We start from the raw sequence: 13,262 nt of genomic DNA on the forward strand, positions 1-13,262 counted from the left end.
AGTGTTATAGAACACTTTGGGTCCTATTCGACTTTGTCTGACATGGGATTCTTGATTGAAAGACTTCTCATGATTATACATGGGAAGTCTTTTTAATTTGTTATAGGGGGAGATATTATGAAAACTATTCAGTTTTTTGATACATCGCTAAGAGATGGCGAACAAACACCAGGGGTCAATTTTAATACTGCTGAAAAAGTAAGGATTGCTAAACAACTTGAAAGTTATGGGATTGATGCCATTGAAGCAGGCTTTCCGATTACGTCACCAGGAGATTTTGAAGCTGTAACGGCTATTGCAAAAGCGGCAAAAAAAATGACAGTTGTTGGACTAGCTCGTTGCCGAAAAAAAGATATCGATGCAGCATACGAAGCATTAAAGCATGCTAATCATCCACAAATTCATGTGTTTTTAGCGACAAGTGACATTCATATGACACACAAATTACACATGACTGAAGAGGAAGTCTTATCATCTATCAAAGAGCATGTGACCTATGCTAAAACATTGTTTGAAAAAGTGCAGTTTTCACCAGAAGATGCGACGCGTACAGAAAAAGAATTTCTAGTAAAAGCTATTCAGACAGCCATTGATGCAGGAGCAACTATTATTAACGTACCTGATACGGTGGGTTATTCTAATCCTACAGAATATGGCGAACTATTTAAATACATTACGTCAAATTGTCAGAATATTGATCACGTGATTTTTTCTTGTCACTGCCACAATGATCTAGGTATGGCGACAGCAAATGCGTTAGCTGCTATCGAAAACGGGGCAGGACGTGTTGAAGGAACTATCAATGGAATTGGTGAGCGAGCGGGAAATACTGCGATTGAAGAAGTCGCTTTAGCACTTCATATTAGAAAAGATTTTTATCACGTTGATACTAATATTAAACTGGAACAAACGAAAATGACAAGTGATTTAATCAGTCGACTGTCGGGGATTCCTATTCATAAAACCAAACCGATTATTGGGGGAAATGCATTTGCCCATGAATCAGGTATCCATCAAGATGGGGTATTGAAACACCCAGATACTTATGAAATTATGACGCCACAACTCATTGGGCTTAAAACCAATCATCTACCACTTGGTAAGTTATCTGGTAGTCATGCATTTGGCCAAAAACTCATTGAGTTAGGCTATACAAACTTAACGGCAGAAGAACAACAAACATTGTTTGAGGAATTTAAAGTATTGGCAGATAAGAAGAAAAATATAGTGGATAGAGACATTCATGCGTTAGTTGCAGGAAATGCTATTTCGACAAGTCAAAGTTTGGAATTAAAAAATCTTCAGTTACAATTTACTTCAAATGGACAACAGGCTGCTGTCATTGAAATTGAGACTGCAGATAATGACCAATTATCTGATTCAGCGACTGGAAACGGAAGTATTCAAGCTATTTATAACACCATCAATCGTATTATGGATAAAGATGTTCAATTAGGATCGTTTAGAATAGAGTCTTTAACTAGTGGTGAAGATGCGCAAGCCGAAGTTCATGTGGAAGTATACAATCCTGAAACGGGTGAATCAGTACATGGTGTAGGCATTGATTTTGATATTCTAACAGCATCAGCTAAGGCTTACATTAATGCATTTAGTAAATTAAAAGAAGGTGAAAGCAATGACTAAAATCACTGTATTAAAAGGCGATGGCATCGGTCCAGAAATTATGGATGCCGGCTTGGATGTTTTATCAGTATTTAAAGAAAAAGGGTTATTTGACTATGAAGTATCTGAAGAATTAGTAGGAGGGGCTGCGATTGATGCGGTTGGGAAACCATTACCTGAAAAAACAGTTCAGTCATGTCAATCATCTGATGCCATTTTACTGGGAGCAATTGGTGGACCAAAGTGGGATGATTGCAAAGAACGTCCTGAAGCAGGTCTATTAGCATTAAGAAAACAATTGGAGCTATTTGCTAATATTCGTCCAATTCAAGTATCAGAAGAGTTGGTTCATTTATCACCGATTAAAGAAGATAGAATTTCGGGGACAGATTTTGTAATTGTTCGTGAGTTGACTGGGGGTATTTATTTTGGTGAGCCACGTGAGTTAAATGAAGTAGATGCAATAGATACCTGTATTTATACAAAAGAAGAAATTGAACGTATCATACGAGCAGCGTTTGATTTAGCGAGAACACGACGTAAAAAAGTAACGTCTGTTGACAAATCAAATGTGTTAGCAACAAGTAAATTGTGGCGAAAAATAGCGATTGAGGTGAGTAAAGATTATCCTGATGTGACATTAGAGCATCAGTTAGTTGATTCATGTGCGATGGTCATGATTACTCGGCCAAGAGAGTTTGATGTGATTGTTACTGAAAATATGTTTGGTGATATTTTAAGCGATGAAGCTTCTGTATTAACAGGAAGTTTAGGTGTGTTAGCCAGTTCAAGTTTATCTAAAACAGGGGTCCATTTGTTTGAACCAATCCATGGATCAGCACCTGATATTGCCGGTCAAAATGTAGCAAATCCGTTATCGATGATTTATTCAGTTTCAATGATGTTAAGAGATAGTTTTAAACAGTATGATTTGGCAAATATGATTGATAAGGCCGTAAAACAAGTGATGAAAAAAGGTATTATGACAAAAGATTTAGGCGGTACTGCATCAACTACAGAGGTAACTGAACATATTCGTCAAGCGTTGATAGAAATTATAGGAGGTTAAACGTATGAAAACAACACTATTTGATAAAGTATGGAATAAACATGTTATTGCAGGTAATCCTGGTGAACCTCAATTATTGTATATTGATCTTCATTTGATTCATGAAGTGACGTCACCTCAAGCATTTGAGGGGCTAAGACTTGCTAACCGACCACTAAGACGTCCAGACTTAACATTTGCGACAATGGATCATAACGTGCCAACAAAAGATATTTTTAATATTTCAGATTTAGTCGCAAAAAAACAAATTGAGGCACTAGAAAAAAATTGTGCCGAGTTTAATGTGTCATTATTTGATAACGGTCATGACAAACAAGGAATTGTGCATATGATAGGGCCAGAAATTGGAATTACACAACCGGGAAAAACGATTGTTTGTGGGGATTCTCATACAGCGACACACGGAGCATTTGGCGCGATTGCTTTTGGTATTGGGACCAGTGAGGTGGAGCATGTATTTGCAACACAAACACTGTGGCAAACAAAACCTAAAAATATGGGTGTTAAAATATCTGGTGAATTACAAAAAGGTGTGTATGCTAAAGATATTATTTTATACTTGATTTCAAAATACGGTGTGGATTTTGGAACAGGTTATGCGGTCGAATATTATGGATCAACAATTGAAGGATTAACAATGGAAGAACGCATGAGTATTTGTAACATGTCCATTGAAGGTGGCGCGAAAATGGGGATGGTCGCTCCTGATGATACGACGTTTGACTATGTTAGAGGGCGTGAATTTGCACCGAAAAATTTTGATCAAGCGGTTGAAGAATGGCGTACACTAAAAACAGATGATGACTCATGTTTTGATGAGTTGATTGAGATTGATGCAAAAGATATTGCCCCTCAAGTGAGTTGGGGAACAAATCCTGGAATGTGTGTGTCTGTTGATGAAGCTTTCCCAGAAATTCAAGATGAAAACGACACAAGAGCGTATAATTATATGGATTTAAAACCAGGTGGCTATGCTAAAGATATTGAACTTGGTTATGTTTTCATTGGCTCATGCACAAATGGTCGCCTGTCTGATTTAGAAGAAGCGGCAAAAATTGTCAAAGGCAAAAAAATCCATGATGGTATTACAGGAATTGTTGTTCCAGGGTCTCGTCCAGTGAAAAAAGCAGCCGAAAAAATAGGCTTGGATAAAATATTTGAAGAAGCAGGATTTGAATGGCGTGAGCCAGGATGCTCTATGTGTTTAGGGATGAATCCTGATCAAGTTCCTACGGGTGTTCACTGCGCGTCAACATCTAACCGAAACTTTGAAGGGCGACAAGGAAAAGGTGCAAGAACACATCTTTGTAGTCCAGCTATGGCAGCAACAGCAGCAATTAATGGTCACTTTGTTGATATTAGAAAGGAGATGGCATAGATGGAGGCAATTAATCATTATGAAGGGTATATTGTCCCGATATTAAATGATAATATTGATACAGATCAAATTATTCCCAAAAATTTTTTAAAACGAATTGAAAAAACAGGGTTTGGTAAATATTTGTTTGATGAATGGCGTTACTTGGATAATCGAGAGGCAAATCCTGAGTTTGTTTTAAATAATCCAACTTATAAAAATGCAACGATTTTATTAACTGGCGACAATTTTGGTTGTGGATCATCTCGTGAACACGCTGTATGGGCGTTAGATGATTATGGATTTCGTGTGATTATAGCGGGTGGATATAGTGATATCTTTTATATGAACGCGATTAACAACGGTCTATTACCGATTGTTTTACCAAAAGAAGAGCGAGAAAAAATTGCTAAAGTAAAACCGACAGAGACAATAAAAATAGAATTAGATAATCAGCTGATCAAAGTAGGAGATGAAGCCATCCATTTTGATATTGATAAAAAATGGCGTGAAAAATTAATTAGTGGATTAGATGAGATAGATGAAACAATGGCTTATAAAGATCAAATTTTAGCTTATGAAACAGCACATGGGATTTAACGATTAGCGAGTAAGTGGTGACATTTACTCGTTTTTTGGCGAGTAAAGGAGAAAATAATGACTATATCACTAAAGATGGTGACACGAAAAGATGCACAGTTATTAACAAAAATCTTAACTAAAGCATTTAATACAGATACAGAATATTATTTTGGTGAGGGTGAAACTGGCGGTCCACTAGGGTATGATGATGGACGTTTAGCAAAGAAAATAACTCAGTCAGAGAGTTTGAAAAGTTTTATGATTTGTAAAAAGGATAAGAAAATAGGGTGTATTAGTGTGGATGTTTGCTTAAGAGAAGTTACCTACTTTTGTATTCATCCAGACTACCATCATCAAGGTATAGGAACATCTGTCTGGCAACAAATGGAAGAGATATATGGAGAGAACGAGTGGTTAGTTGAAACACCTGATTATTCTTTGAAGAACCATGCGTTTTATGAGAAGTTAGGATTTAAAAAAATAGGAGAAAAAGTCTATTCGTCTACTGCAAAATCATTTGTGTTTGAAAAAATAGATAGAACTAAATTAACACGTGAAACAGTGAAAAAATTAGTCCAAAACCAACCTGATTTTATGAGATTGCTTGAAATAGTTGATGACTTATCACTAAGAGATGGTTGGATAGTAGCAGGGACACTAAGGAACTACTTGTGGAATGTTTTATCCAAAGATAATAACTTAGATTTTATGACAGATATTGATGTGGCTTTTTACGATAAAAATGTTGTCTATGGAAAAAATCAAGACATACAGGATGAATTAATCGCTCAATATCCTGAATTTAACTGGGAAGTGAAGAACCAAGTTTATATGCATGGCCATAACCCTAATACACCAAATTATAGAAGCACAAGAGACGCGGTATATCATTATCCTGAAAAGTGTACATCTGTCGCGATTCGATTAAATCAAGGCCAGCTAGACGTATTTTGTCCGTACGGCTTAGAGGATATAGAAAATTTTAGAGTGGTACCTACACCTTATACATTATTGGATGAACAAAGAGCTATGCTGTATAATAAACGACAAGAAAATAAAAAATGGAAAGAAACATTTCCGAAATTAATGATTGTTTCGGCAATAGTGGAGGAGTAAATGAAACAATATCAAAAAAGAGTTTATGAAAATAAAGTAAATCATGGCTTTAATGTCACAAATATTGAATCAGAATTTTTATTGCTTTATGGAGAAGTTTCTGAAGCATTTGATGCTTATCGAAAAAATGACAATATAGGTGAAGAGATGGCTGATGTTACTATTTATTTGCTAGGTATTTGTGAGATTTTAGGATTAGATTTAGAAACTGAACTTCTTAAAAAAATGAGTATAAATGAGAAAAGGGTATACAAATCAAACGGCTCAAACTATTTGGTAAAGGAGTCCGAAAGTACAGATGATTAATAGTTATTGGGAAACAGATTCAATTACTAAAAAAACAGTTATAAAAGATATTTTAAATGATTTACCTGAATGGTTTGGTATGCCTGAAGCCATACAAGAATACATTGACTTTGGTATGAACTACCCGTTATATGTTGCATCAAAAAATGGAAAAGTAGTGGGTTTTGTCAGTTTGAAAAAAACAAGCTTGCAGACACTAGAAATTTATTGTATGGGTATAAAAAAAGAGTACCATCGTCAAGGAATAGGTCGTATCTTGATTGGGGAAATAAAACAGGCGTATAGTAAAAAATATGATTATTTACAAGTGAAAACTGTCGCTAAAGGTCATTACTCTCAATATGATGATACCATTCGGTTTTACGAATCAGTTGGATTTTGTGAGCTAGAAGTTTTTCCAACGCTTTGGGATGAGTGGAATCCTTGCTTGGTGATGGTACAGAAAATAGGATAAGGGGTGAGATAGTGCAATTAAAAGCTTATATGTATTTAAACAGTCGAATGATTTTTAAAGACAAGATTACTTTTTTCTGGTCATTCATTTTGCCGGTATTTATGTTGATTGTTAATGTCGATTTTGAGTCAAAAGAAGCCATACCACTTGAATTTATTACCGCATGGTGGATTTATATGATTATTAATGGCTATCTTTTTGGAGTGGGGATTCAAGCAGTTCAGATGAGAGAAGTTGGATCATTAAAAACAACTTTTTCTATAAAATGGACACCCGTCATTTATTTTTTTAGTAATGTATTGACTCAAATGATTTATGTTTTTGTTTTGTTAATGCTATTTAATGTTGTTTGCTCATTTTTTGTAACGGAATCTTTATTGATACTAGTTTTATATTCACTAAAAACAATCATTTATTTATTACCAATTGCTTTTTTAGGATTTTTAATTACGAAGATTAGAAAAGGAAATGTGTCTAATTTAAATACAGTTGTATCAGGAGCTATTTTAATTGTTTTTGTATTACAAGGAACATCAAAGACTCTAGATAAAATTAATCCATATATTTGGTTAAACCATATGGTGTTGTCTAGTGATTTGAAAGAAAATTCTATTTATCTTATGGTAGGCATTGTGTGTGTGGCATTATGTTTACCAAGTATCGTTCATTTTAGTCCATTACCGAATGAAAGGAGATAACAACATGAGCATCGAAATATTTGGAAAACTTTCGCCTAAACATACAAAGATCATCTATTACGACATACCGGATGGGCTCAATTATTTATTTGGTAAGAACGGAACAGGAAAAACTATGTTACTTGACACTATTTCGGGGATGGCTTCTCATTCAAATTATACTGTTTTAGTAGACGGCACACTGGTTTATCTTAATCAAAATAATTATTTTCCAAGTCAATTAAAAGTGAGGGAATATTTAACATTTATTTATTTATTAGATGGTATGACAGATGGTTTATCATACTTCAAAGAGTTTTTATCTCGTTATGATTTAAATTTACAGATGTCTTTTGAAGAAAAAATAGGATTGTTATCAGGTGGAGAACGTCAGTTTTTATACGTTTTATCTATTTTATCCCTTGAAAGAACGTGGTATTTATTGGACGAGCCATTTAACTCTTTAGATTACGAAAGCAAAGAGTTTATTTTTTATTTATTGAAAGAGATGAAAAAGCAGGGGAAAAGTGTCTTATTAACTTCCCATGAGTCTTTGGAAGAATTTGATAAAAACTACTGGAATAAAATCATGATTCAATAAAAGAAAAAGCGTTATTTATACAGACCTTTCTATATTTTTTCGTTCGTTTAAAGTATAATAATGAAAAGGTTTTTTGTTTGTTACTTTAATTTATAAAAGGAGCGAGGTATGAAAAAGTTTTGGAATGTTTTTTGGATTATTATTTATGCTTTGTCACTACCACTGCAAGTACAAGGCTTATTAAAAGATAATGACATTTGGCTAAAATTTTCTATCTTATTAATTACATCGACCATCACAGGTATTGCTTTAATACAATCTATGAAAAATATTAAAGATGAATGATTATTTTTAATGTTAATTAGACATAATTACAGATGACAATTAGCTAATATGAACAAAGAAAAGACAACAAATGCTAAATGTCCACATAGTATTTTATGCTGGAAAGAGATAGCATTTTAGTCATGTTACTATGCTTCTTTCAATGCCTGATAAAATCTAATGAGACAGTTTGAACATACAGAATTGTTTATAAAATTAGGCTATCTTCACTTTTAAAAAGAGATGTAAGCACAAGCTGTTTTGTATTAATAGGGAGGTGTTAAAATGACTAAACAAGTAAAAAAAATACTAGCAATAGTTGTGGTAACAGCGATAATATTATTTACAGGTAGCATGGTTTATGCGGCTACGATGCCGAATAATCGTTACCAAAATGGTACTAACTCGTTAAATCAAAAAGAGAGATTTCACCACAATAATTATGGACAGACAGAGCGGAGCAATCATTGCCATGAAATGATGAATGTGGATCGTAATGACAGATAGTCATAACCCCTACGCTCAATTAGACGAATGAATTAAATCTATAGGATGATGAACGTGAGAGAACACTCTGGTTTATCATCCTTTATTTTTTTGTTTTGAGCAATAGTGTTTTACCTCTGAAACAATAATAGTAGCATCGGTGTTGATTCAGGATAAAGATATAGGAAAATAAGTCTTTGTACTGTTAATATCTTCTTACAATGAATGAGTTAAGTGATATTATGCATCTGTTATCCTTAGCATTTTTTAATATGAAGACTCGTGATATGTCGTGATTTTTATTTAGTTTTGTTGTGAACTTTTTAAATAGTACTAGACAATGAGACGTTTTTAAATAAAACTAACTAAAGAATGTTGATAAATCATATTTTGCTTTATCAATTCTTAAAATTATAGAGTTATTTTTGGTGTTCGCTTTTTTGGTAGAATAAATCAAACATGACAGGGTTAAAAATATATGGAATAAATTGTTTTGTTTCAACAAGTTGTAGAAAGGTGTGTTGGTCAACAAATGTTGCTTGCTGTACTTCTTCTTTCTGTAGGGTTAATTCGTCTAAAGAAAGATGTGTTTGAACAAAAAAATAGTGATCCCATCCTTCTTCAAAAGAACAGGTTAGTCGACTAGGTGTGTTAGAAAGGTCAAGTAGTATACCTAATTCTTCACAAACTTCTCGCTCAGCTCCTTTAAAAATGAGTTCATTTGCTAAAACTTGGCCACTCGCTGAAAAATCCCATAGGTTTGGGAAATAGTCTTTCGTTTTAGCACGTTGTTGTATCAATAATTCGTTTTTTTCATTAAAAATAAGTACGGTAACGACCATTCGGAATTCTCCCTTTTTTAATGGAATTCCCCGAATCCCGATGCTATTTGTCGGTTGTTGCTGTGCATCATAGATGGTAAATGTTTCTTTCATATTTTTTACTCCTTGTATAAAAATAAAACGACAGATCTGTTTAATTCTGTCGTTGTTAATAATTAGTTTAATTTTTTTATGTAATATGATAATGCCAATAGATTAACTAACTCTCCTAAAATAATTAAAAGGGATACGATTAATTTATTATCGTCTTTTAAAAGTGAAAATAATAGGATAGCTAAAAAAATTGCTAGTGTGATCAAACTAATTGTAATGGCTAGATGCAATGTTTTTTTATGTGATCGTTTTGTAATAGCATCTAACAAAGTTGTATTGTTCGTCAAAAAGAGTGAATCAAGGGAGATGTTTAATAACTTAGCTAGGTCTATGAGCTCATCCATCGTTGGGTAGAGTTTATTATCTTCCCACTCAATGATGATATCTTTTGTTACAGCCATTTGTTTAGCTAATTGTTCTTGTGTTAGTTGTTTTTCAATGCGTTTACTTGTAATAATTTTTCCTAATGTCATGTAATCTCACTTTCTTTTGTTATTAATTAAGTTTACCTACTGAGTTGAGGGGATAAAATCGATAGATCATTTTCCCAACGAGATACTCTTTATTGATACCACCTAGTTGTCTGCTATCTGTTGAATTTCCTCGATTGTCTCCTAGAACGAAGTATTCATCGTTAGCTAATGTATAAGAAAAGTCACCTGTTAATTGTTGATCTCGAATGTCAAAAGGTTCATCTATTTTTGAGTGATTGACAAATAATTGATTGTCTTTATAGGTGAGGGTTTCTCCTGGTAAACTAATAACTCGTTTCACATATTGGTTATCCTCACCAGTTAATTCCTCGGTATTAAAGACGACAATATCAAATCGGTTAACAGCCTTACTTTTGTAAATAATGCTACGATCATTATGTTGTAGTGTGTGGTTCATTGACTCGCCAGATACTCTTGTGGGAGCAACAATAAACATCTGTACTAGTAATAAAATTCCTAGGCCAACAATTAATAGTATATTATCTTTTATTATTTTTTTCATTTATTTGATTCCCTCCTACGTCTATTATAATGTAGTTTCAAAAAAAGCACCATATAAATCAAGTGATAAGGTGATAAAAAATGTCCCTTTTAATACACAAAAAAATCTTGTTGTATTATTTGAATGTGGTATACTATAATAGTATAAAAAAGGAGGGTTTTAATAAAATGAAAAAATTAGTATCATTACTTTTTGCGTTACTTGTATTTCTTGTACCTGTAACAGCAAATGCAGCAGGAGCGATATCAGCTGATGAGCAACGTATACTCGATGCTTTAAATCAAGGAGTTACAACTAAAGCGGGTGAACGTTTCTTTTTCTCAACAACTGACATTCAGCAAGCAGAAAATGAATTAAAAACAAATGACTACAATGCAGCAACAGTCAATACAGTAGTTGGACATATTGATGCGGCTAGACAATTGGTTGTAGACAATTCAGCAGGTATTAAGGCAACAAGTTTAGAAAATCTTTTGAAACAACTACCTAAAGATGTTCAAAATCAAATTAGAACACATATTTTAGAAGCTGCAAAAGCGTTAGGGCTGTCTGTTGATAATAGTGGGAACATTATAAATAAAACAGGTAAAAAAGTATTTGTGGCGACAACAAGCAGTAATCCAGTTGTAAAAACAACAGGAATTTCACCAGTAAGTGCTATTATTGCATTAGTTAGTTTAGTGGCATTGACAGTAGTGACAGGCTTTATTTCAAAAAGAAAAGGTGCTAGTTGTTAATGAATAAAAGAGTGCTGGCGTATATTTATATGCCAGTACTCTTTTTTATTTCAGCATATTTTATTTTAGTTTTGTTGTTTTTACCATTTAAAGAAACAGTCGATTTATTTGTGAGTGCGGTAACAGTAACAAATAAAGCAGAAACTCAAAAAATACCGTCAATTTTTGATGAGAGCAAGCAAAAAAGTGTACAGGCAGTGGATAATAAAATACCGTCAACCCAAGTAGAATACCCTAGTTTAGGAACAGAATATGGAACTGTGATTATTGATAAATTTAATGTTCAAGCTAGATTGGTTTACGGGGACTCTCAAGAAGACTTACGTGTGGGTGTCGGACAATTTAATGGAAGTGTCTTTCCTGGAGAAGAAGGAACAACGTTGATTGGTGGCCATAACACGTCTGACTTAGCAGCTCTTGATGGTATTGAAACCAATGATACAATTACGATAAAGACAAACTATGAAACATATCAATATAAGGTAACAAGTAAACAAGTTGCTAGGTTTGATGATAAAAAAGCGATTGAGTCTCTTTATAATAAGTCGGATAATAATCAACTCATTCTCTACACATGCTATCCAATTGATATGGTTGGCTTAACAGATGATAGGTTGTTTGTCTATGCTGAGCGAGTGGCTGGAAAAATGATTGACTTAAATTTATAGGAAGGAGTATATAGATGAATAAAAAAATAAAAAATATCTACCAATTTTTACTAACGCTCCTTTCTATAATATGTTTAACTGTTTTATGTGAAACGGTGATTGTTAAAACTTTTTTATTATCACCTAACCATTGGATAAACTCTGCTGTGGATAGTCAATATATTAAACAATTGACGACATCTATTAATGATTCTATCGAAGACGTTGGTATGGCGAGTGGCATTAAAAAAGATGGTTTAAAGGATGTCATCACTGAAAAAGATGTCCAAACAGATTTTGATCAATTTGTTATAAGTGCTTTTAGTGGAAAAACATATAATATCGATAAAAAGGTGGTTGAAACAACTGTACAAACGGCTGTGGAATCCTATGCTAAAAAAGAAAATAAGCCAATTAATGAAACAAATCAAGCTTCTGTGACTCAATTTATTGATCAAGTCGTAACAGAGTATAATGGAAAAATCCATAATCCTGTTGTATCGGCTATTGGCTTACGAGTATCCTTGGTTGAAAAATTGTCCAATATATTGTTACTATCAACAGGAATTGTGTTGGTGATACTGATTATTTGTTTATATTTTGCTGGTAATAGGTATAAACACGTGCTTATTCGGAATATTGCTTATTTAGTCACGACAACAGGATTATTGCTTGTTTCATTTACTTTATTTTTAAAGGTAACTAAACCATTAGATAGTCTTTCAATTATAGACGTTAACATGAAGACTTGGATTCAAAAAAGTTTAAGTTTACCGATGTCTATTCAAGTGATAGTGAGTGTGATGTTTCTTGCTTTGGGAGTATTATTGAGTGTGTATTCATACAAAGAATATAAAAGACTGGAAAAACGGGGATTTAGAAGGAAATTTCAAGAAATATAAATAAGAGAAAAAGTCCAATCAAATGACTGATTGGGCTTAAATTATTGAAAGGATAGAATAACATGATACGTGATGTGACACTAGCAGATGCTTTAGATTTACAGAAAATAAATGCAGAAGAATTAGGTTATACCATATCCCTTGAACAAACAAAAGTCCAATTAGAGCATATATTAACAGATGAAACACATCATTACCTGATAGGGTTTGAAGATGACTCATCAAAAAAGTTAGTAGGTTATGTTCATGCTGAAAGATATGATACGTTATATAGTGAAACCATGCTAAATATTTTAGGATTGGCTGTTGCAACACCGTTCCAACGTCAAAATATTGGTCGAAGATTGATGGAAGAACTAGAAAAAATCGCAAAAGAGAACAACATAACGAGTATTCGATTAAATTCAGGCTCAACGAGACATCAAGCTCATCTGTTTTATGAATCGCTGGGTTATGATGGTCAGAAAAGTCAGAAACGATTTATTAAATCTATTCAATAGAATATTGGAG

Annotated in this window: 18 protein-coding genes; 15 read left to right on the top strand and 3 right to left on the bottom strand. The window is 33.4% G+C overall.

Annotation, left to right across the window (positions count from 1 at the left end; translation table 11 throughout):
• The first annotated feature begins 117 nt into the window (after window positions 1-117).
• The 11 genes from JNUCC83_RS11465 (at window position 118) to JNUCC83_RS11515 (ending at window position 8,556) form a co-directional block, all read left to right on the top strand.
• Complete coding sequence (locus JNUCC83_RS11465) at window positions 118-1,644, top strand: 2-isopropylmalate synthase (protein ID WP_454460082.1); 1,527 nt, start codon at window positions 118-120, stop codon at window positions 1,642-1,644.
• The gene (gene leuB, locus JNUCC83_RS11470) at window positions 1,637-2,692 is read left to right on the top strand and encodes a 3-isopropylmalate dehydrogenase (protein ID WP_454460083.1); all 1,056 of its coding nucleotides are present in this window, start codon (window positions 1,637-1,639) and stop codon (window positions 2,690-2,692) included. The genes JNUCC83_RS11465 and leuB overlap by 8 nt, the downstream gene beginning before the upstream one ends.
• A gap of 4 nt (window positions 2,693-2,696) precedes the next feature.
• Window positions 2,697-4,070 (top strand): 3-isopropylmalate dehydratase large subunit, encoded by a 1,374-nt coding sequence (gene leuC / locus JNUCC83_RS11475; RefSeq protein ID WP_454460084.1) that lies wholly within the window; start codon window positions 2,697-2,699, stop codon window positions 4,068-4,070.
• Window positions 4,071-4,649 (top strand): 3-isopropylmalate dehydratase small subunit, encoded by a 579-nt coding sequence (gene leuD, locus JNUCC83_RS11480; protein WP_454460085.1) that lies wholly within the window; start codon window positions 4,071-4,073, stop codon window positions 4,647-4,649. It begins immediately after the preceding gene.
• A 57-nt stretch (window positions 4,650-4,706) separates the two neighbouring features.
• Entirely contained in the window at window positions 4,707-5,747 is a 1,041-nt protein-coding gene (locus tag JNUCC83_RS11485) for a nucleotidyltransferase family protein (RefSeq protein ID WP_454460086.1), read from the top strand.
• Window positions 5,748-6,053 carry a nucleoside triphosphate pyrophosphohydrolase family protein gene (locus tag JNUCC83_RS11490; protein ID WP_454460087.1) on the top strand — a complete coding sequence of 102 codons (306 nt, stop codon included), beginning with the start codon at window positions 5,748-5,750 and terminating at the stop codon, window positions 6,051-6,053. It begins immediately after the preceding gene.
• Window positions 6,046-6,507 (top strand): GNAT family N-acetyltransferase, encoded by a 462-nt coding sequence (locus JNUCC83_RS11495; protein WP_454460088.1) that lies wholly within the window; start codon window positions 6,046-6,048, stop codon window positions 6,505-6,507. Before JNUCC83_RS11490 ends, JNUCC83_RS11495 begins: the two co-directional genes overlap by 8 nt.
• Before the next feature lie 11 nt (window positions 6,508-6,518).
• Window positions 6,519-7,205 (top strand): hypothetical protein, encoded by a 687-nt coding sequence (locus JNUCC83_RS11500; RefSeq protein WP_454460089.1) that lies wholly within the window; start codon window positions 6,519-6,521, stop codon window positions 7,203-7,205.
• Window positions 7,206-7,209: 4 nt separating this feature from the next.
• Window positions 7,210-7,785 carry an AAA family ATPase gene (locus JNUCC83_RS11505; RefSeq protein WP_454460090.1) on the top strand — a complete coding sequence of 192 codons (576 nt, stop codon included), beginning with the start codon at window positions 7,210-7,212 and terminating at the stop codon, window positions 7,783-7,785.
• Between the two features lie 108 nt (window positions 7,786-7,893).
• Entirely contained in the window at window positions 7,894-8,070 is a 177-nt protein-coding gene (locus JNUCC83_RS11510) for a hypothetical protein (protein WP_454460091.1), read from the top strand.
• A 264-nt stretch (window positions 8,071-8,334) separates the two neighbouring features.
• Window positions 8,335-8,556 (top strand): hypothetical protein, encoded by a 222-nt coding sequence (locus JNUCC83_RS11515; RefSeq protein WP_454460092.1) that lies wholly within the window; start codon window positions 8,335-8,337, stop codon window positions 8,554-8,556.
• A gap of 398 nt (window positions 8,557-8,954) precedes the next feature.
• Here JNUCC83_RS11515 and JNUCC83_RS11520 read toward each other — a convergent pair whose 3' ends face one another.
• The 3 genes from JNUCC83_RS11520 to lepB form a co-directional block, all read right to left on the bottom strand.
• A complete protein-coding gene (locus JNUCC83_RS11520) occupies window positions 8,955-9,470 on the bottom strand; it encodes an NUDIX hydrolase (protein WP_454460093.1) in 516 nt (171 codons plus the stop codon).
• A 62-nt stretch (window positions 9,471-9,532) separates the two neighbouring features.
• Window positions 9,533-9,943 carry a helix-turn-helix domain-containing protein gene (locus JNUCC83_RS11525; RefSeq protein ID WP_454460094.1) on the bottom strand — a complete coding sequence of 137 codons (411 nt, stop codon included), beginning with the start codon at window positions 9,941-9,943 and terminating at the stop codon, window positions 9,533-9,535.
• Window positions 9,944-9,965: 22 nt separating this feature from the next.
• Window positions 9,966-10,466 (bottom strand): signal peptidase I, encoded by a 501-nt coding sequence (gene lepB, locus JNUCC83_RS11530; RefSeq protein WP_454460095.1) that lies wholly within the window; start codon window positions 10,464-10,466, stop codon window positions 9,966-9,968.
• 167 nt (window positions 10,467-10,633) lie between these two features.
• Here lepB and JNUCC83_RS11535 point away from each other — a divergent pair, with 167 nt between their 5' ends.
• From JNUCC83_RS11535 to JNUCC83_RS11550, 4 genes are all read left to right on the top strand, one after another.
• On the top strand, window positions 10,634-11,203 hold the full coding sequence (locus tag JNUCC83_RS11535) for a hypothetical protein (RefSeq protein WP_454460096.1): 570 nt from the start codon (window positions 10,634-10,636) through the stop codon (window positions 11,201-11,203).
• Window positions 11,203-11,871: a class D sortase gene (locus JNUCC83_RS11540; RefSeq protein WP_454460097.1), complete on the top strand. Its 669-nt coding sequence runs from the start codon at window positions 11,203-11,205 to the stop codon at window positions 11,869-11,871. Before JNUCC83_RS11535 ends, JNUCC83_RS11540 begins: the two co-directional genes overlap by 1 nt.
• Window positions 11,872-11,885: 14 nt before the next feature.
• Window positions 11,886-12,752: a hypothetical protein gene (locus JNUCC83_RS11545; protein ID WP_454460098.1), complete on the top strand. Its 867-nt coding sequence runs from the start codon at window positions 11,886-11,888 to the stop codon at window positions 12,750-12,752.
• A 62-nt stretch (window positions 12,753-12,814) separates the two neighbouring features.
• Window positions 12,815-13,252 (top strand): GNAT family N-acetyltransferase, encoded by a 438-nt coding sequence (locus JNUCC83_RS11550; RefSeq protein WP_454460099.1) that lies wholly within the window; start codon window positions 12,815-12,817, stop codon window positions 13,250-13,252.
• The last annotated feature ends 10 nt before the right edge of the window (window positions 13,253-13,262 follow it).

Source organism: Vagococcus sp. JNUCC 83 (genome assembly GCF_053667615.1).

Coding starts and splice junctions, on each gene's coding strand:
- JNUCC83_RS11510 (WP_454460091.1), top strand. CDS start 7,894: ATGAAAAAGTTTTGGAATGTTTTTTGGATTATTATTTATGCTTTGTCA.
- JNUCC83_RS11515 (WP_454460092.1), top strand. CDS start 8,335: ATGACTAAACAAGTAAAAAAAATACTAGCAATAGTTGTGGTAACAGCG.
- JNUCC83_RS11495 (WP_454460088.1), top strand. CDS start 6,046: ATGATTAATAGTTATTGGGAAACAGATTCAATTACTAAAAAAACAGTT.
- JNUCC83_RS11490 (WP_454460087.1), top strand. CDS start 5,748: ATGAAACAATATCAAAAAAGAGTTTATGAAAATAAAGTAAATCATGGC.
- lepB (WP_454460095.1), bottom strand. CDS start 10,466: ATGAAAAAAATAATAAAAGATAATATACTATTAATTGTTGGCCTAGGA.
- JNUCC83_RS11525 (WP_454460094.1), bottom strand. CDS start 9,943: ATGACATTAGGAAAAATTATTACAAGTAAACGCATTGAAAAACAACTA.
- leuD (WP_454460085.1), top strand. CDS start 4,071: ATGGAGGCAATTAATCATTATGAAGGGTATATTGTCCCGATATTAAAT.
- JNUCC83_RS11550 (WP_454460099.1), top strand. CDS start 12,815: ATGATACGTGATGTGACACTAGCAGATGCTTTAGATTTACAGAAAATA.
- leuC (WP_454460084.1), top strand. CDS start 2,697: ATGAAAACAACACTATTTGATAAAGTATGGAATAAACATGTTATTGCA.
- JNUCC83_RS11465 (WP_454460082.1), top strand. CDS start 118: ATGAAAACTATTCAGTTTTTTGATACATCGCTAAGAGATGGCGAACAA.
- JNUCC83_RS11545 (WP_454460098.1), top strand. CDS start 11,886: ATGAATAAAAAAATAAAAAATATCTACCAATTTTTACTAACGCTCCTT.
- JNUCC83_RS11535 (WP_454460096.1), top strand. CDS start 10,634: ATGAAAAAATTAGTATCATTACTTTTTGCGTTACTTGTATTTCTTGTA.
- JNUCC83_RS11505 (WP_454460090.1), top strand. CDS start 7,210: ATGAGCATCGAAATATTTGGAAAACTTTCGCCTAAACATACAAAGATC.
- leuB (WP_454460083.1), top strand. CDS start 1,637: ATGACTAAAATCACTGTATTAAAAGGCGATGGCATCGGTCCAGAAATT.
- JNUCC83_RS11485 (WP_454460086.1), top strand. CDS start 4,707: ATGACTATATCACTAAAGATGGTGACACGAAAAGATGCACAGTTATTA.
- JNUCC83_RS11520 (WP_454460093.1), bottom strand. CDS start 9,470: ATGAAAGAAACATTTACCATCTATGATGCACAGCAACAACCGACAAAT.
- JNUCC83_RS11540 (WP_454460097.1), top strand. CDS start 11,203: ATGAATAAAAGAGTGCTGGCGTATATTTATATGCCAGTACTCTTTTTT.